Origin of the sequence: Xylella taiwanensis (assembly GCF_013177435.1) — a bacterium.
GTDB lineage: Bacteria > Pseudomonadota > Gammaproteobacteria > Xanthomonadales > Xanthomonadaceae > Xylella > Xylella taiwanensis.
Window position 1 is genome coordinate 1,925,802 of the sequence record NZ_CP053627.1, and the last position, 17,488, is coordinate 1,943,289.

Below are 17,488 nucleotides of genomic sequence, written 5' to 3' on the forward strand. Positions count from 1 at the left end.
CGCGTAGGATATTTGCCCTTGGCGGCCCGCCGGGCCGCATGTGGATTGCACACAGGACTACATGTCGAAAGACGATTGCATCGAATTTGAGGGCACTGTCAGCGAGACACTGCCGAATACTACTTTTCGGGTCAAGTTAGAAAACGGGCACGAAATTACCGCTCATATTTCCGGACGCATGCGCAAAAACTACATTCGCATCCTGACCGGCGACCGCGTTAAAATCGAGATGACTGCATACGATCTAACTAAGGGACGCATCATCTATCGTATGAAATAACCCTGTCAGCAGCATAACCCGCAAGGTCCAATACATCTTTTGTCGGCAGGCAGCGAAAGCTAGCGGATTTTGGAATTGCGGGTGGTTGCCTTTGCTCAGTTTTTTCGATTACTTTGCTTATTACCGGCTTTTTATGTCTCAGGAAGTGGATCCCCTGAACTAAAAGTCTTTCTGGAGGCTTCACGCGCCTACATGCGTATCCAGCTGAGTTCGCGTGTTGCCCAACCGCGCACTCACCGCTCCAATGCCTTCAAACAACCCTGAAGAACACGAATCAGATGCAATGGGAAAAATTAAAGACTTACTCCACCACCCTTAAGTTGAGCAATATCACTCCACGGTCGCCGGCAATAACCGCTCTGGTTCCGAATAAGCCTCCACAATCAACTCGTCGTCACGCACATCAATGCCAACCCGGCCACCGCTGAGCAGCTTACCAAACAATAATTCGTCTGCGAGTGGGCGTTTAATTTTTTCTTGAATCACACGCGCCATCGGACGGGCACCCATCAGAGGATCGAACCCATGCTGAGCTAGCCAGTCGCGAGCGATTGGTGTAGCCGACAAGGCAACACGTTTCTCTTGGAGCAACATCTCCAGCTCAATGATGAACTTGTCGACGACCCGCAGAATATGACTGAAACCCAGTGGTTGGAACTGCACAATCGCATCAAGACGATTGCGGAACTCCGGACTGAAACTGCGGCAAATCACCTCCATCGCATCGCTGGAATGATCCTGCTTGGTGAAACCAATCGTGCGACGTGAAGACTGGGCTGCACCTGCATTGGTAGTCATTACCAGAATCACATTCTTAAAGCTCGCCTCACGCCCATTGGTGTCTGTTAACACACCGCGGTCCATGACCTGTAGCAGAATATTGAAGATATCCATATGCGCTTTCTCCACCTCGTCCAACAGCAGAACGCAGTGTGGAGTTTTAACGATCTTCTCGGTCAGTAACCCTCCCTGGTCAAAACCAACATAGCCGGGAGGCGCACCAATCAAACGACTCACCGAATGCGGTTCCATGTACTCAGACATGTCAAAGCGCACCAACTCGATCCCGAGGTGTAGCGCTAATTGTTTAGTCACCTCAGTTTTACCAACACCCGTTGGGCCAGCAAACAAGAAGTTGCCGATCGGTTTATCCGGGTTACCCAGACCACTGCGGGCCAACTTAATTGCCGAGGACAGCATCTCAATCGCTGGCTCCTGGCCAAAGATCACCATCTTCAAGTTGCGCTCGAGGTGCTTCAGAACGTCCTTGTCGCTCACACTCACCTGTTTAGCAGGGACCCTAGCCATCTTAGTGACGATGGTCTCAATCTCCTCAATATCGATCAACTCCTTGCGCTCTTTCTCCGGTAACAAACGCTGACGTGCACCTGCCTCATCAATCACATCGATCGCCTTATCCGGCAGCAATCGGTCACCAATGTGTTTGACTGATAGATCGACTGCAGCGCGTAATGCGCCGTCCGCATAGGTAACACCATGATGTGCCTCGTACTTAGGCTTGAGCCCTTGCAGAATCTCGAAAGTTTCACCTGCGGTGGGTTCGACGATATCGATCTTCTGAAAACGCCTCGCTAAGGCACGATCCTTTTCGAAGATACCGCGGTACTCTTGAAACGTGGTCGAACCAATGCAGCGTAACTCACCTGAAGCTAAAGCTGGTTTGATCAGATTAGACGCATCCATCGTGCCGCCCGAAGCAGAACCAGCACCAATGATGGTGTGGATTTCATCAATAAAGAGCACTGCGTTAGGGATTTTCCTCAACGCACTTAACACACTCTTCAGGCGTTTTTCAAAGTCACCACGATATTTGGTGCCAGCCACCAGGGCCCCAAGATCCAACGAGTAAATCACCGCATCGGCAAGCACTTCCGGCACACTTCGATCAACAATACGCTTGGCCAAACCCTCAGCGATTGCAGTCTTACCCACACCAGCTTCACCTACATATAGTGGGTTATTCTTGCGACGTCGGCATAACACCTGGATTGTACGTTCAATCTCATCTTTACGCCCAACCAATGGATCAATGCGTCCATTGCGTGCCTGTTCATTCAAGTTGAGAGCATATTCAGCGAGAGCGTCACCTTTATTAGACTCACCCTCACCCTTGGCTTCATTCTCAGCGGCCTGTCCGATGTCGCTCTCCTCACCCATACGGGTAATGCCGTGCGATAAGTAGTTGACGATATCCAGTCGGGTGATGTCCTGCTGATTCAGGAAATAGACGGCATGCGAATCCTTTTCACCAAAGATCGCCACTAGTACGTTAGCCCCGGTCACCTCTTTCTTACCAGAAGACTGCACATGGTAGACGGCTCGCTGCAGCACCCGTTGAAAACCAAGCGTCGGCTGAGTATCACGAGCGTCATCGGCATCCAGGCGGGTAATTGATGCCTCAATGGCTTGCTCAAGATCACGCTTCAACCTTGTAACATCCGCACCACACGCCTTCAGCACAGCGTGTGCCAACGGATTGTCCAACAATGAAAGAAGCAAGTGCTCGACGGTCATGAACTCATGACATGCCTCACGAGTTCGCTTGTAGCACTGGCCAATGGTTTGCTCGAGGTCTTTGCTGAACATGGGTGACTCCAACAGCTGTTACACACAATATGAGGCATGAGCGGGGATTTTCCACAGCCCTACTAAATAAGAGCATTCAGACACCGTTAGCACCAACCATGCAATCCAAGTAGATTGGAATTAGGGATTTATGCCTGTTTCATCGTGCATAGCAGTGGATGCTGATGTATCCGAGAAAACTCGTTAACCTGCGCAACCTTCGATTCGGCCACCTCACGAGTATAGAACCCACAGACACCACGACCGCGAGTATGTACATGCAACATGATCTGAGTTGCCTTCTTCAGATCCATCGCAAAGAATTGCTGCAACACCACGATAACAAAATCCATTGGGGTGTAATCGTCATTCAGGAGCAACACCTGATACCGTGGTGGTGGAGCGACCCCGGCATTGCCGGTCTCCAGCAGTAATGCATTATCCTGATCGTGTACGGTCTTTTGTGACATTTGAGAAATTATACGGCGGAGAACATGTCAGATTGAACGATCAAAAGGCTACGGTTCACAATTCTTCCCCTCATTCAGATTCTCCCGCGTCAAGCCTTTTAACGATGGACAGGTTCCCAGCCACCGCCGTCTTACTCAAATCTTACCAACTCATGCAGTGTACTTCGCGCGCGACGCTGTATCCGGATTAGTCATACACAGATGACCCTAACACAAGAACACTGGCAACCAAACGTGACCGTAGCCACTGTGGTAGCACGGAACGGACACCTGCTACTTATCGAAGAAACCATTGATGGTGTACTGATGCTGAATCAACCTGCCGGCCATTTGGAACTCGGCGAAAGTCTACTCCAGGCTGCGCTGCGCGAAACTCTGGAAGAAACCGGCTGGAAAGTGCGTTTGACTGGCCTGATCGACAGTTACCTGTGGACCCCTCCAACCGGCTGTAGCTACCTGAGGTTCGCTTTCGCTGCAGAACCATTGACCTACTATCCCCAGCATCCGCTGGATATCGGCATCGTGCGTGCTCTTTGGCTGACTCCATCAGAGCTGCAAGCAGCCACAGTACCCCTACGCAGCCCGCTGGTATGGCGGGTAGTAACCGACTATCTTTCAGGGCAACATGCCCCACTGGACTTGGTTCAATACTTACCATGAATGCGCCCCGAATCATCGTAGGCATGTCCGGCGGGGTGGATTCATCGGTCGCAGCTTGGCGCTTGAGCAGTCAACAGCAAGCCATAGCCGGATTGTTCATGCAAAATTGGACTGACGACGGCAACGGTAAGTGCCATGCCGAAGACGATCGATGCGACGCCGTAGCAGTGTGCGGCATACTGGACATTGCTTTCTACTTCCGTGATTTCTCACGCGAGTACTGGCAAGAGGTATTCACGCATTTCCTGGTCGAATACGCAAATGGGCGCACGCCTAATCCAGACGTACTTTGTAACCGTGAAATCAAATTCAAGCATTTCTTGGATACAGCACGCGAACTTGGAGCCGAACGCATCGCCACCGGCCACTACGCCAGGATTGAGCGTTCTCCCCAAAGTTGGCACCTGTTAAGGGGCGCCGACCGCAGCAAAGACCAAAGCTACTTCCTGCACCAACTTGGTCAGGAGCAATTAGCGGCCACGCTGTTCCCAATCGGCGATCTGGAGAAATCTCAGCTACGCCGCCTGGCACACCAAGCAGGTCTCCCTACCCATGCCAAAAAAGACTCCACCGGGATCTGCTTCATCGGCGAACGCAACTTCCGAGACTTCCTCAAGCAGTACCTACCAGCACAGCCAGGCGAAATCCGTGATCCACAAGGACAGCGGATTGCCGAGCATCCTGGGGTGTTCTATTTTACTCTGGGTCAACGTAAGGGTCTTAATATCGGAGGAGTGCGCAACCGCACCGCTTCACCCTGGTACGTCATCGGCAAAGACTTGGCAACCAACGTACTGTACGTAGATCAAAATCGTGACAGCCCCTTCCTGCAATCACGCTGGCTACGCTCGGAACCCGCACACTGGGTGTCCGGATCACCGCCAACGCACACCTTCACCTGCACCGCACAGACACGCTACCGCCAAGCTGATGAGCCTTGCAAAGTAACGGTACACAACGACGGAAGCCTGGACGTACATTTCACACGAACACAATGGGCAGTCACTCCGGGGCAATCACTGGTACTGTACGACGGCGATGAATGTCTAGGTGGGGCAGTTATCGCCACTACAGACGCGCCGTTAGAACGCAAGCTGGCGTGTAATCTTTTCAAAACTTGAGAATGTGCTGCAATGAATGCTCTGATAGATAACCGGGTACTGGCGTTGGCTGGCGTAGTACAAGCACTGCAACAAGTACGGCAAATCGCAGAAACCGGACAATCCGAAACCTCAGCAGTACGTACAGCCATGAACAGCGTATTCCGTATTGACGCCGAATCACCAGAAGCAGTCTACGGTAAGATATGTGATCTTACTCAAGGGCTGCACCTGCTGCGCGACTACTTCGGTAACCAAGTCCGCGACCAATTACTTCCGCGCCTAACGCTAGCGGTATTGCAATTGGAGCGCCGCTTCATGCGAGACACCTCTATCGTAGTCGCCGTTTCAATCGGGATTACCCAAGCAGCGCATCAGGCCGAACAAACCGGCGACAGTGCCCACCCGGAAGTACTATCCACGCTCGGTGCCTTATACGCCAACACAATCAGTCATCTGCGTCCCAGAATCATCGTGCAGGGCAACCCACACTACCTCGGTCAAGCCGGAGTGGTCGCCGAGATTCGCGCCATGCTATTGGCCGCACTCCGCTCAGCAGTGTTGTGGCGCCAACTAAACGGCAACTTATGGGATTTCATGCTTTCAAAACGAGCTATGGCAGCCGCCGCAGAACGTGCCCTGCGCTGAACCAAAACGCGAGACACATCTGTCACGCACTCAGCTTTAATACAACGTAACCTCAAGACAAACTGCACAGGTCACTAAAGAAAGCAGCCCAAATACTGAACAAGAAATCGCCGCTGTCATGGTTGCTTTAAACCATGCATACACTCGAATAAATATCTTGCAAGATACTCAAACCACCTAGGGTAGGATCACCCTTTGCTTACAATACGCGGTAACGCTTACACGAAACTGGGGTTATCCGCCCCCCTAAGACCTGAATCACTTACCTATCTGGCAATGCGACTGCATCGTGATCCAATACTCGTCGCCAGATTGCATCATAGCAATCCCCTCAAATGCAGTGATTTTCAACAAGCCCTAACATCAACAGGATACTTTTTTATTAATCCTACCTTCCACATAACCTCAATTTGAATACTTAACAATTGATGTCTATATTGTTCGGTTAAGCTGAGTCAACATGCATCATCTTTGTCCATGATTCAGAAATTCCAGATTATTTAGATAAAGTGTTATGCGCTTTCATCCAATCAGACGATCGAACTCTGATGACTTTCGGTATTACATCTCCACCTGACATCTCCGATGAAGCATGGACGTTTGTGCCCCCTACATTACTCCTGATGGGCGACCACGCGCAGATGACGCAAGACACAGATACATTAAAAAATCTGTTCAACGCACATTACATTGAATGGCACGCACCGACGCCGTTAACAACTTCACGTTTCCTTGAGGGTGCGACACCTTTGGATACAGACCATCTACTGAGAAGCGATGCACCAGAACCTGTATTTAATCCCACCAATCGCACTAGCCACATCAGGCAAATCCTGTGATCCTGGATGAGTGGACGTTGAATCCAACCGTAAGTAAACACAACGCACAAACTGCCGATAATAGCGACAACACAAATAAAGGCAGCACGTACCCCATGATGATGGACACGTGACGCTCCTTAAGTTTTTACTACCCACCAACAAGCAAGAACACGTTAAGACGCATTACTACACGCCTACGCCAACAGCTAGGAACAACACGAACTGCGTCACATGATGACTTGCAATTTCATGACTTCTCACCACATTGCTTACATTGGTAGCTAGGCTATCCCCCCCCCTCCACGAAAGTCACTGTTACCCTCTGGTCCATCAAGGACTGAACTTACTGGCCAAGCGAACATATGAATCAAACTTTCATCTGCAATGACACAACATCGTTACTCGGAAATACACATCAACTCACAACAACAGAAAGCAAGACATCCGCAAAGTGAAGGCATAGGGAAACTAAAGTCGAACACTTGAAGATGACCCGAAAGCCGATTTGGCATCAGCAAGCTGACGCCCTCGTTTATGCGAAACAATTTCCTGACCTTGACTTATGTCAAGGAAAAGTTTTGACGCAATCGAACAACCAAACTGTATGACATCTCAAGCAAACCGGATCAGTCACAACGCAATTAACACAAAATGCATTGAGGTATAACGATCTCCATACTCACCGCCAAATGATCGGAGAACGCAGCCGGTATTGCTTCAGTCTTGCAAATATGCAAGCCTTGGCTCACCAAAATGTGGTCGATCGCACGCTGTGGACGCCAACTCGGGAACGTTGGGATCACAGCATCCGGTGGTTGCAACCGAGTACGGCGGTACAACACCTGCATCTCAGGACGATCAGCCATGCAATTGAAGTCCCCCATCAAGATTGTGTTGGGATGTTCAGCGAGCAAATCAGCGATGAAAGCCAACTGCGCCATACGCGAGTGCACACCCAACGACAGGTGAGCCACCGCCACCACTAAGCTATCAAGGTCATCGCCGAACTTAGCCAAAAGAACACCGCGACCACCCATCCGACCAGGTAACGCATGATCCTGTACTTCGCGCGGTTTCAGCCGACTTAGCAGGCCGTTGGCACTGGAAGCGACCCCAGCCATGCGCCGATTAGGTTGATGATTCCAGTAACAAAAACCGGCACGCTGGGCTAGGTAGTGAGTCTGGTTGGTGAAGCCCGAACGTAAACTGCCAGGATCACTCTCCTGGAGCCCGACGATGTCACGCTCAGCGACCAATTGTGCAATTGCATCCAGAGTAATACGCTTGCGACCGATCGGTAACGCATGCGACCAGCTTCGGGTCACGTAGTCGCTATAGCGGCGAGTACTCGAAGCGGCCTGAATGTTGACAGTCAACACCCGCAGTATACGTCGATCAGAATCGCTCACTTAGCCGAGCTGGTCTTACTTGCCCAGTGCCTTACGCTCACCTTCGATCAGGTGATCGGCAATCCGCAGTATGTCGTCGTAAGTACGGCCCTTGACCAAGTATTTGCCGTTTATAACCAACGAAGGCGTACCTGTGATTTGGCTACGCTTAGCGAACTGCTTGGCACGATTAACTTTTGCCGAGATACCGAAGCTGGCCATAGTATTAGCAAACTGCTCCGGGTTGACGCCGAACTTGGCGTAGAAGTTAGCAATATCCTGCACCGTGTCGCGACCACGCTCCCCCTTCAAAGTCTGCTCAACATGGATCGCTTGATACAGAGCTCTATGAGTCTTCTCCTGCAAACTTAATGTCTCAGCAGCGTAAAACGCGCGCGCATAATCGTCCCAAGTACCACCGAATACTGCTGGCACGTAGACAAAATGCACATCCGAAGGAAGGCCAGCCTTCCATGGCTCGATCTTTGGCTGGAATTGGAAGCATGCCGGGCAAACGTAGCCAAACACCTCAGCAACCTCAATCTTGCCAGCAACAGGCTGAAACGGTTGACCACCCTGGATCACAATGTAATCAGTATCAGCCACTGGTTCTGGTCCAGATGGCACACGTGCAGCTTGAACCGGAGGTGAGATCGGAGTGGCCGCAGTGGAGGGGGGGGGAATGGACTGCACGCTCGGAGCTGGAATGGCAGACGGTACGGTATCCGCGGTGCCATCCTTAGCTTGGCAAGCCACCAGAACCGGCAACAACGCCATCAACGTCATGGCGAAACGGTTTTTCATAAACTCTCTCTCCAACAGGGAAGCGGGTCTGGCCAAAGCCAGCTTGACGGTGATCATGATACGAGCCACACAGCCTAACCTCAGTCAGACTTACCGCTACGTGCAGCAACGCGTGCGCGACTCACCAGATAATCGGTAATGCGCAGCGTGTCGTCGAAATCGTGACCAGACACCATGTAACGGCCATTCACTACGATCGTCGGCGTCCCCGAGGGATGCACCTTCAACGCATAGTCACGCGCCGCCTGTAAGCGCTTCTCGACCTCCGGGCCATTGAAGGTAGCAACGAAATGGTCCGGCTGCACCCCGTATCCGGCGTAGAACACCGCCAGCTCCTCTGGTGCCACGTTCTGAATCGGCACACTGCCCTTCTCGTGGATCGCCTCGAACATCGCCGCATGGCTGCGCTGAGCTACACCGAGAATGTCCGCGGCTAAATACGCACGCGCGAACGAATCCCAAATTCCACCGAACACCGCAGGTACCAAGGTAAAACGCACATCCTTAGCCTGACGCGTGTTCCATACTTGCAACTTGGATTCAAAATGCGCGCAATGCACGCAGGTATAACCGAAAATTTCGACGACCTCGATCTTACCAGCCAACGGCGCAAATGGTTGTCCATCAGAAATTTCAACATAATCCTGGCCAACGACCGGAGGATGATTGACAGCAGCCCATGCACTTAAGGGTACAAGAGCAAGCAATAAAGACAATAAACGTCCAAACACAGACATTGGCATAGAAACTCCGGAACACGGCTCCTTTGGAATTAAGAAATAATGCCGGCCATAGGATCAACTCGTAAATGGTAACAACAGTCCAACTACGTAGCACCCCTAACCTACAGAATTCAGCACATGTTCATCTTTATATGGGCATGGGCTGAATTGCAACATCATCAGCAACATAGTCATGCAAGTTCTGGAGGTAGTGTGTCAGGGCTTGGCTCTACTGGTCACTTAATGGTTTAACAATATCTGCCATGATGACGATAGTGACGTGTTTCTTCATGCCTGCTAGCACCATGACAGTAAGCAAACAATCTGCAAACAACCGCAATGTAGTCGACATAGTGGCCACCAATGCGTGATTAGAGCACACCAGGATCGTCAGCTCCGGTCCGTCCGTAGCAGGCCATGCAAACGGGGATATCACGCACCAAATCACCACCACGGTATAACTGCTGACCGATCTCCAATCATTTCTTCCTCTGAAAGCGCGAAATTGCTGGCGCAGTCTCATCGGCAACACTAGCTACACCGGACTGACTGGCAAACCCAAGCCCAAGATCGCGCATATCCTGTGGCCCAAACGCTTGTACAAACAGTCGCATCGGTGCAGCCGTTTCGCTACGTCGCTGACCGCTGGAATCAGCCCAGCCCACTCGGTCATGTAACGCTCCCCTGCGCAGCCACGTGCGGATACACGGACCAGTACTGGCTCATTGCCATCAGGACCGTGACAGACCATGCAGACCGTCGCCTTGGCCTGCCCAGCTTCAAAATTTCTCCAATGTAGTGTTAGATCAAGTCAGTCTGCCGCTGCAGAGCCGCACCAACCTGGGATAGGAGCATCACCATAAGGACCGGAACGGCGACAACAGCAAAAGCAAGCACATCAAAGCAACGTATGACCGAAGCTCCATTTTTGTTTGCCCCTCAGGCTATCAATGCCACCGAACGCACAGCACAGCCCGTAGACATGCGATCCTAAGCAAATGTCGTCACCACTTGAATGTGCCCGATACCTCCTCTCGGCCCACACTGCTTATCAACTACCGACCGATGACGGAAGCGAAGTTGTCTTTGCCGGCCGTTCCAATGCTGGAAAATCCAGCGTGCTGAACACGTTAACCCGTCAAAACGCGCTCGCTCGCGTCTCCAAAACTCCAGGCCGCACTCAGCAACTGGTCTACTTCACCGTGACACCACAACGCTATCTGGTCGACCTACCCGGTTACGGCTATGCCAAAGTCCCCAAAGAACTGCAAGTACACTGGCAAGCGTTTATTGACACCTACTTCCGTAACCGTCAAGCCCTCCGTGGACTGGTGGTCGTGATGGACATTCGCCACCCACTGAAGGAATACGATCTGCAAATGCTGAGCTACGCGACACAACGCGGCCTGCCCGTACAGGCACTGCTGACTAAAGCAGACAAGCTCGGCAGAGGCCAACAGGCACAAACACTGCAAAAAGTGCGCAAAGAATTTACCAAACACTTCGCCGACCACATCAATGTACAAACCTTCTCCAGCAAATCGCGCCAAGGTGTGGAGGAATTGCACGCAGTGATCGAAACTTGGTTAGGCTTAGCAAGACCCGTCTGAGCAAGCGCACAAGCTCATCTCAACCCATTGATTTACATAAAATAAAGTGATCCTTAAGCAATTTACTCATACCTTTAGAAAACTCAAAGATCATCGGTATCAATCATTCCAGAGGCGCACTGCGGTTATAGTGCCGCCCTGCGGTGCCTAGGAAACCGTCCTCGCATCGCTCCGTCCTATATTTCCTGCGAGTCCCACCCTTGTCGAGCCCGAGTCACATTGCCGAGACCCCAATCACCCAACGCGCGCAGCTAGTCGAGGTACTCGCATCCGGCGAAAAACCGGCCGTCCAGTGGCGCATTGGCACCGAACACGAAAAGTTCGGTTTCAGTTTCGACGATCTACATCCGCCAACATTCGATGGTGAACGCGGTATTGAGGCATTGTTGACCGGCATGACTCGCTTTGACTGGAAACCAGTACAAGAACGTGGCCACACCATCGCCCTATTACGCGACAATACCTCTATCACTCTCGAACCTGCCGGCCAGCTCGAACTGGCCGGTGCGCCATTAGAAAACATCCATCAAACCTACGTCGAGACTGACACACACCTGCGCGAAGTGAGCCAAGTCGCCAACACGCTGCGGCTCGGATTCCTAGGCATGGGTTTCCAACCCAAATGGACACGTGCCGAGATGCCGTGGATGCCGAAAGGCCGCTACGCAATCATGCGCGCCTATATGCCTAAAGTTGGCCAACTCGGCTTAGACATGATGACCCGCACTTGCACCGTACAAGTCAACCTCGACTACGCCAGCGAAGCGGATATGGTGAAAAAGTTTCGCGTTTCGCTGGCACTGCAACCAATCGCCACTGCACTGTTCGCAAATTCACCCTTCACCGAAGGCAGGCCCAACGGTTACTTGAGCTACCGCTCGCACGTGTGGACCGACACCGATGCTGATCGCACCGGCATGCTTGACTTCGTGTTTGAGGACGGCTTTGGCTACGAACGCTACGTGGACTACTTACTTGACGTCCCGATGTACTTCTCTTACCGCGCTGGCATCTACCACGACGCGAGCGGGCAGAGCTTCCGCGACTTTCTGCAAGGACGCCTACCAGCGCTTCCTGGCACCTTACCGACCCTACGGGATTGGTCCGATCACATGACAACCGCATTCCCGGAAGTGCGCCTGAAGAAGTACCTGGAGATGCGTGGTGCCGATGCAGGCCCTCTGACAATGCTGTGCGCGCTGCCCGCCTTCTGGGTCGGCCTACTGTACGACGACACAGCACTCGATGCAGCGTGGGACCTGATTAAAGACTTGAGCGTTGCAGAACGCCACACCCTGCGCGACGGCGCGCCCCAACATGCCCTGGCACTGCCATTCCGCCGCCGCACCGTGCGTACACTAGCGCTGCAGGTGCTGGAGATCTCACGCGCTGGCTTACGTCGCCGCGCACAGCACAACACCGATGGTCAGGACGAAACCGTTTTCCTCAATGTGCTTGATGAGATCGCTCACAGTGGTCAGACACCAGCACAACACAAGCTGCAACTGTATTACGACACCTGGAATGGCGACATCAATCGTATCTTCACTGAATACGCCTATTGAGGCACGTAAAGACGCTCCCCCACATTCCATGCCACTTTGCTGACCCACGCGAGCGCAACATGACAGCCCTCCTACGTAGTACGGGCCTCCAATGCACTCTGCCATCTTTCCCTTCGTACCATCATCTACCGGCATTATTTCCAATCCACGTGATATCTGCATGACCAGATGCCCCTTCTCAATCAATCACAGCCGAACCATTTTCGGATGCGTTCTACACAACATGCAGACTTCCTGAAATGTTTAGGTAAAGTCTGCCGCTTGCCCCTTATTCTTTTTGTACACATAACCGATTCAGCGTTGCATCCACGCACGCCACCAGGCGCTATCGGCAATCATCTCACCGCAAAACGCTCCCAGCTGCAGCACATAAACCACGATAAACACATCATCAGCCGCTGCAACCACAGTGACCAAACCTCCCTTACACATGATTGGTATCAGCTACGGGAACGTGACAAGTAGTCAGCCAGAGCCGCACGCAAACGGACCAAACCATCAGCAAGCTCCGCGTCGCTCACATTCAGCGCCGGCACAAAACGCAGCACATCAGGGCCAGCCTGTAACATCAACAGACCGTGCTCACTTGCCACCTCGAGAATCGCACCGGCCTGTCCTGCATGCATCGGTGTTAACACCGCACCAAGCATCAGACCGCAACCGCGCACCTGCGTAAACACCCCACCGAACGCCTCGCTGATCTGTTGCAACCCAGCGCGCAGCGCTGCCGATTGGCGCTGCACATTGGCCGCAATCTCCGTCGAAGCCAACTTACGCAACGCGACTCGTGCCACAGCAGCAGCCAGAGGATTCCCTCCAAAGGTTGTCCCATGCGCACCGAATTGCATCACCTCGGCCACCTTGGGACCAGCCAACATGGCACCGATTGGAAAACCGCCCCCAAGCGCCTTGGCCAACGTCACGATGTCCGGCACCACATCTTCCTGCCAATATGCGAACAACGTTCCAGTACGCCCCATACCGCACTGAATCTCATCCAAAACCAACAGTGCTCCGTAGCGATCACATAACGCACGTACCTGTGCCAAATAACCTGGCACCACCGGCATGACCCCACCTTCCCCTTGAATCGGCTCTAACATCACCGCAGCGACATCACCACCGATCATGGCCGCTTCCAACACCTCGACATTATTGAAATCGACATAGCGAAACCCTCCGGGCAACGGTTCGTAACCTTCCTGGTATTGAGGCTGCGCCGTCGCGGTGACTGCACCCAGGGTACGCCCGTGGAAACTGCCACGGAAACTCACGATAGTACGCTGCTCCGGTAAGCGCCCCTGAGCGGCAGCCCACTTGCGTACCAGCTTGATGGCGGCTTCATTCGCTTCAGTGCCGGAATTGCAAAGAAACACCCGCTCGGCGAACCGTGAAGCATCCACCAATTCCTGCGCCAAGCGCAGCGACGGTTCGCTATAAAACACATTGCTGGTATGCCACAGCCTGCCAGCCTGCTCAACCAGTGCGGCGACCAGATCTGGATCACAATGGCCCAAACCGCACACAGCAATTCCCGCAGCTAGATCAACATAATCACGTCCCTGCTCATCCCATACACGGCTACCGCGGCCACGAGCCAACACCATTTGACGTGGGCGATATACCGGCAGGTAATAGTGAGACAGAGATAACAGAGACTCGGACACAGCGTTCATTGACGTCTTATCGATGATGTGAACATTACATTCTCGTGTATTTGGACCATTAAGACACAATGCCCACATGTCCCCACTTTTCGATTCACACATGACTCCAGCCACCGACAGCGGTTGGCGTCGCAACTGCTTCGATATCATCTATCGTCACGACACCCGTCCGTCGCGGAACTTCGATCTGCTACTGATGTTAGCGATCCTGGGCAGCGTACTAGTGGTCATGCTCGACAGCGTGTTAGTACTGCAAGCACACTGGACGTATTGGCTGTACGGGCTGGAATGGCTCTTTACCATCGTGTTCACCGCCGATTATCTGATCCGCCTGATGGTGGTGCGGCAACCGTTACGTTACGCACTGAGTATCTGGGGAATCATCGATCTGCTATCGATCCTGCCCACCTACCTATCGTTCTTCATGCCCGGCACACAGAGCCTACTGGTCGTGCGTGTGCTACGCCTGCTGCGCCTGTTCCGTATCCTTAAAATGACCCGCTATGTCGAAGAAAGCGGAGAGCTGCTGCAAGCGCTTTGGCGCAGCCGGCGCAAAGTCATGGTGTTCATCTGCACAGTGCTGACCATCGCTATGATTGCCGGTGCCGCGATGTATGTGATCGAAGGTCCACAGAACGGCTTCACAAGTATTCCCACCGGGATGTACTGGGCCGTGGTGACAATGACCACCGTCGGATTCGGTGACATTGCACCGCATAGCACACTGGGCCGTTTTGTAACCTCTGCGCTCATCCTGATTGGATATAGCATCATCGCCGTCCCGACCGGCATCTACACCGCCGAATTGACGCAAGGTCTACTCCGCACCGAAGAAGAACACCGCCACGACACGCGCACCTGCCCTCATTGTGGGCTGGAAGGACACAATCGCGACGCACACTATTGTCGCAACTGCGGCGGCACGCTGCTGAAAACGATGCGTGAACGTGATGACCATCCACAGCGGTCATGATCAGCATGGCGTCAGATACAGCACACAGCACAATGACACCGTGCTCCGCGACATCCACCCAGTCATCCCCCATCTCACTTTTGGTCATCCGTGACCAGGAAAACCGCAAACCAAATCCAAAAGCACACGTGCACGATGCACTTGCAATCATTCCATTCGAAGCAATGATTGATGGATGCTGCAAACAGCACGACCGATGTGCAAAATCAATTCAGATCAATAGACTACGAAAAATACACGACACACCCTAAGCTTGACGGATGACCCTCCGCACCACCAACCAACGCCGCCAATTGGCCAGGCACCAACCACCACTGTCAACCGAAGATGCAACAGCTATCACGCAATGCCTCGACGCGCTCTGGATCAAACATGGGCTATCACCGCAGACCCTGAACAGTTACCGACGCGACCTGGAAGGCCTGGCCCGCTGGAACGATGGCCGCGCCGGGCGTTTGGTCACGTTAGCAGAACCCGTACTATTCGATTACCTCACATGGCGCGCCCAGCAACACTATTCACCACTCAGCAATGCACGCTTACTGTCGGTGCTGCGCACCTTCTTCTGTCATGCGGTGGCATGCGGTTGGCGCAACGACAACCCAAGCACACTGCTGGCCCGTCCGCTCTTACCACATCCATTGCCGAAGGCACTGACTGAAAGTCAGATAACAGCACTCTTAGCAGCACCGGCCATAGAAACACCAGAAGGGCTACGCAACCGTGCGATGCTGGAATTGATGTATGCAGCCGGTCTGCGTGTTAGCGAATTGGTCAAGTTGCCCGTAGCGATGGTGAACCTGCGTCAAGGCGTGCTGCGCATCACCGGCAAAGGTGGCAAGGAGCGGCTCGTACCACTGGGCGAGGAATCTCAACACTGGCTGCAACGCTATTTGGAGCAAGCACGGCCACAGTTGGCGGCTGGCAAACCCATCCCAGCCGACTCGGACGGAGAGGTTCCATTGTTCATCAACACGAACCTGAAACGTCTCAGCCGCCAGCAATTTTGGACACGGGTCAAAGGGTATGCCACCTTGGCCGGCATAGACGCAAGCAAAGTCAGCCCACATGTGCTGCGTCACAGCTTCGCAACGCACTTACTGAACCACGGCGCAGACCTACGTGCATTGCAGCTGCTGCTAGGCCACAGCTCCATTGCAACGACGCAGATCTACACCCTCGTCGCACGTCAACACCTACAGCAGTTGCACGCCCAACACCACCCACGTGGTTGATAAAGGGGGTGCGGCAATAAGAACAAGTCTGAAGACAATGAATACACACCTATCTCACCGCACCGTGGGGATCATGATGCAGCATCCAGCTTGTGAGACAATTTCTTTTAATGTTCCATTTGGATGTTTGAATGCGCCGTCTTATCGCTGCCTTGTTGCTGGGTGTGGTTAACCTGTCTGCCTGCGCCCAGCCCTCTCAACCCGCCCCCAACAAAACGAGCACACTGCAGTCCAACGCCACACCGGCCGATGTACAGCAACGTGTGACGACTGCGTTAAACACTCTAGAGCCAGATTTCAAGCCGGACTACATCGGTGCTGCACCCTTCCTTGGTTTCCGTGAGGTTGTGGTTGGCGGCCAAATTCTGTACGTCAGCGACGACGGCCACTACCTGATGCAAGCGCAACCCTACGACATCCGCAACAAGAAATTCGCTGTCAGCGAAGGGTTGCTTGCATACCGCCGTGCACAATTGGCCACGGTGCCCCAATCGCAGCGCATCGTGTTCGCACCGCGGAACCCGCAGTACACCATCAGCGTGTTCACCGACATTGAATGCGGCTATTGCCGCAAACTGCACAGCGAAATCGCCGAACTGAACAAGCGAGGCATCGCCGTTGAATACCTCGCCTTCCCACGTATGGGTTTAGGGAGCCAAGATTACAAGGACATGGTCTCAGTCTGGTGCGCCGCCGAGCGTAAGCAAGCACTCACCGAAGCCAAGGCCGGCAAACCGATCCCGAATAAAAATTGCAATAACCCTGTCGCCTTGGAATACACCCTGGGTCAGCGTATGGGCGTCAACGGTACCCCGGCCATCTTCGCCCCGGACGGCACCCAGCTTGGCGGCTATCTACCGCCGGAAAAACTACGTGCACTATTGGACAAACTCGCCACTGCAACAGCCAAAGGAGGCTGACACGTTCAGCCAAAAGCACACGCCTCCCCGCCCCCTCTT

Annotated in this window: 18 protein-coding genes; 10 read left to right on the forward strand and 8 right to left on the reverse strand. The window is 53.1% G+C overall.

Annotation, left to right across the window (positions count from 1 at the left end; genetic code table 11):
- The first annotated feature begins 61 nt into the window (after window positions 1-61).
- Window positions 62-280 (forward strand): translation initiation factor IF-1, encoded by a 219-nt coding sequence (gene infA / locus PLS229_RS08270; protein ID WP_038272213.1) that lies wholly within the window; start codon window positions 62-64, stop codon window positions 278-280.
- Window positions 281-610: 330 nt separating this feature from the next.
- Here the strand turns inward: infA and clpA are convergent, their stop codons facing one another.
- Both clpA and clpS read right to left on the reverse strand, forming a co-directional pair.
- The gene (gene clpA / locus PLS229_RS08275; RefSeq protein ID WP_038272214.1) at window positions 611-2,887 is read right to left on the reverse strand and encodes an ATP-dependent Clp protease ATP-binding subunit ClpA; all 2,277 of its coding nucleotides are present in this window, start codon (window positions 2,885-2,887) and stop codon (window positions 611-613) included.
- Between the two features lie 128 nt (window positions 2,888-3,015).
- Window positions 3,016-3,336, reverse strand: coding sequence for an ATP-dependent Clp protease adapter ClpS (clpS, locus tag PLS229_RS08280; RefSeq protein WP_038272215.1), 321 nt, complete (start codon window positions 3,334-3,336; stop codon window positions 3,016-3,018).
- Window positions 3,337-3,537: 201 nt separating this feature from the next.
- Between clpS and PLS229_RS08285 the strand changes: the two genes are divergently transcribed.
- The 4 genes from PLS229_RS08285 to PLS229_RS08300 all read left to right on the forward strand — a co-directional run bounded on the left by PLS229_RS08285 (window position 3,538) and on the right by PLS229_RS08300 (window position 6,583).
- Window positions 3,538-3,996 carry an NUDIX hydrolase gene (locus PLS229_RS08285; protein WP_038272217.1) on the forward strand — a complete coding sequence of 153 codons (459 nt, stop codon included), beginning with the start codon at window positions 3,538-3,540 and terminating at the stop codon, window positions 3,994-3,996.
- Entirely contained in the window at window positions 3,993-5,117 is a 1,125-nt protein-coding gene (gene mnmA, locus PLS229_RS08290) for a tRNA 2-thiouridine(34) synthase MnmA (RefSeq protein ID WP_038272219.1), read from the forward strand. Before PLS229_RS08285 ends, mnmA begins: the two co-directional genes overlap by 4 nt.
- Window positions 5,118-5,129: 12 nt before the next feature.
- Window positions 5,130-5,744 (forward strand): high frequency lysogenization protein HflD, encoded by a 615-nt coding sequence (gene hflD, locus PLS229_RS08295; RefSeq protein ID WP_038272221.1) that lies wholly within the window; start codon window positions 5,130-5,132, stop codon window positions 5,742-5,744.
- 548 nt (window positions 5,745-6,292) lie between these two features.
- Entirely contained in the window at window positions 6,293-6,583 is a 291-nt protein-coding gene (locus PLS229_RS08300) for a hypothetical protein (protein WP_038272223.1), read from the forward strand.
- Between the two features lie 623 nt (window positions 6,584-7,206).
- Here the strand turns inward: PLS229_RS08300 and PLS229_RS08305 are convergent.
- From PLS229_RS08305 to PLS229_RS12480, 4 genes are all read right to left on the reverse strand, one after another.
- Window positions 7,207-7,974: an endonuclease/exonuclease/phosphatase family protein gene (locus tag PLS229_RS08305; protein ID WP_038272225.1), complete on the reverse strand. Its 768-nt coding sequence runs from the start codon at window positions 7,972-7,974 to the stop codon at window positions 7,207-7,209.
- Between the two features lie 15 nt (window positions 7,975-7,989).
- On the reverse strand, window positions 7,990-8,757 hold the full coding sequence (locus PLS229_RS08310; RefSeq protein WP_038272261.1) for a thiol:disulfide interchange protein DsbA/DsbL: 768 nt from the start codon (window positions 8,755-8,757) through the stop codon (window positions 7,990-7,992).
- Window positions 8,758-8,837: 80 nt separating this feature from the next.
- Complete coding sequence (locus PLS229_RS08315) at window positions 8,838-9,494, reverse strand: thiol:disulfide interchange protein DsbA/DsbL (RefSeq protein ID WP_038272264.1); 657 nt, start codon at window positions 9,492-9,494, stop codon at window positions 8,838-8,840.
- A gap of 464 nt (window positions 9,495-9,958) precedes the next feature.
- Window positions 9,959-10,093, reverse strand: coding sequence for a hypothetical protein (locus PLS229_RS12480; protein WP_267903156.1), 135 nt, complete (start codon window positions 10,091-10,093; stop codon window positions 9,959-9,961).
- Between the two features lie 384 nt (window positions 10,094-10,477).
- Between PLS229_RS12480 and yihA the strand changes: the two genes are divergently transcribed.
- Complete coding sequence (yihA, locus tag PLS229_RS08320; RefSeq protein WP_038272231.1) at window positions 10,478-11,089, forward strand: ribosome biogenesis GTP-binding protein YihA/YsxC; 612 nt, start codon at window positions 10,478-10,480, stop codon at window positions 11,087-11,089.
- Between the two features lie 200 nt (window positions 11,090-11,289).
- Window positions 11,290-12,654 carry a glutamate--cysteine ligase gene (locus PLS229_RS08325; RefSeq protein WP_038272234.1) on the forward strand — a complete coding sequence of 455 codons (1,365 nt, stop codon included), beginning with the start codon at window positions 11,290-11,292 and terminating at the stop codon, window positions 12,652-12,654.
- Window positions 12,655-12,948: 294 nt separating this feature from the next.
- On the opposite strand, the gene PLS229_RS08330 is transcribed toward PLS229_RS08325, so the two are convergent.
- Window positions 12,949-13,086, reverse strand: a complete 138-nt coding sequence (locus PLS229_RS08330; RefSeq protein WP_160165211.1) for a hypothetical protein — start codon at window positions 13,084-13,086, stop codon at window positions 12,949-12,951.
- 8 nt (window positions 13,087-13,094) lie between these two features.
- Window positions 13,095-14,330 (reverse strand): acetylornithine transaminase, encoded by a 1,236-nt coding sequence (locus PLS229_RS08335; RefSeq protein WP_038272236.1) that lies wholly within the window; start codon window positions 14,328-14,330, stop codon window positions 13,095-13,097.
- Window positions 14,331-14,397: 67 nt separating this feature from the next.
- Between PLS229_RS08335 and PLS229_RS08340 the strand changes: the two genes are divergently transcribed.
- The 3 genes from PLS229_RS08340 (at window position 14,398) to PLS229_RS08350 (ending at window position 17,449) form a co-directional block, all read left to right on the forward strand.
- Window positions 14,398-15,294 (forward strand): ion transporter, encoded by an 897-nt coding sequence (locus tag PLS229_RS08340; protein ID WP_038272238.1) that lies wholly within the window; start codon window positions 14,398-14,400, stop codon window positions 15,292-15,294.
- A gap of 260 nt (window positions 15,295-15,554) precedes the next feature.
- The gene (gene xerD, locus PLS229_RS08345) at window positions 15,555-16,529 is read left to right on the forward strand and encodes a site-specific tyrosine recombinase XerD (protein WP_038272241.1); all 975 of its coding nucleotides are present in this window, start codon (window positions 15,555-15,557) and stop codon (window positions 16,527-16,529) included.
- A gap of 131 nt (window positions 16,530-16,660) precedes the next feature.
- Window positions 16,661-17,449 carry a DsbC family protein gene (locus tag PLS229_RS08350; protein WP_038272243.1) on the forward strand — a complete coding sequence of 263 codons (789 nt, stop codon included), beginning with the start codon at window positions 16,661-16,663 and terminating at the stop codon, window positions 17,447-17,449.
- Window positions 17,450-17,488: the final 39 nt, after the last annotated feature.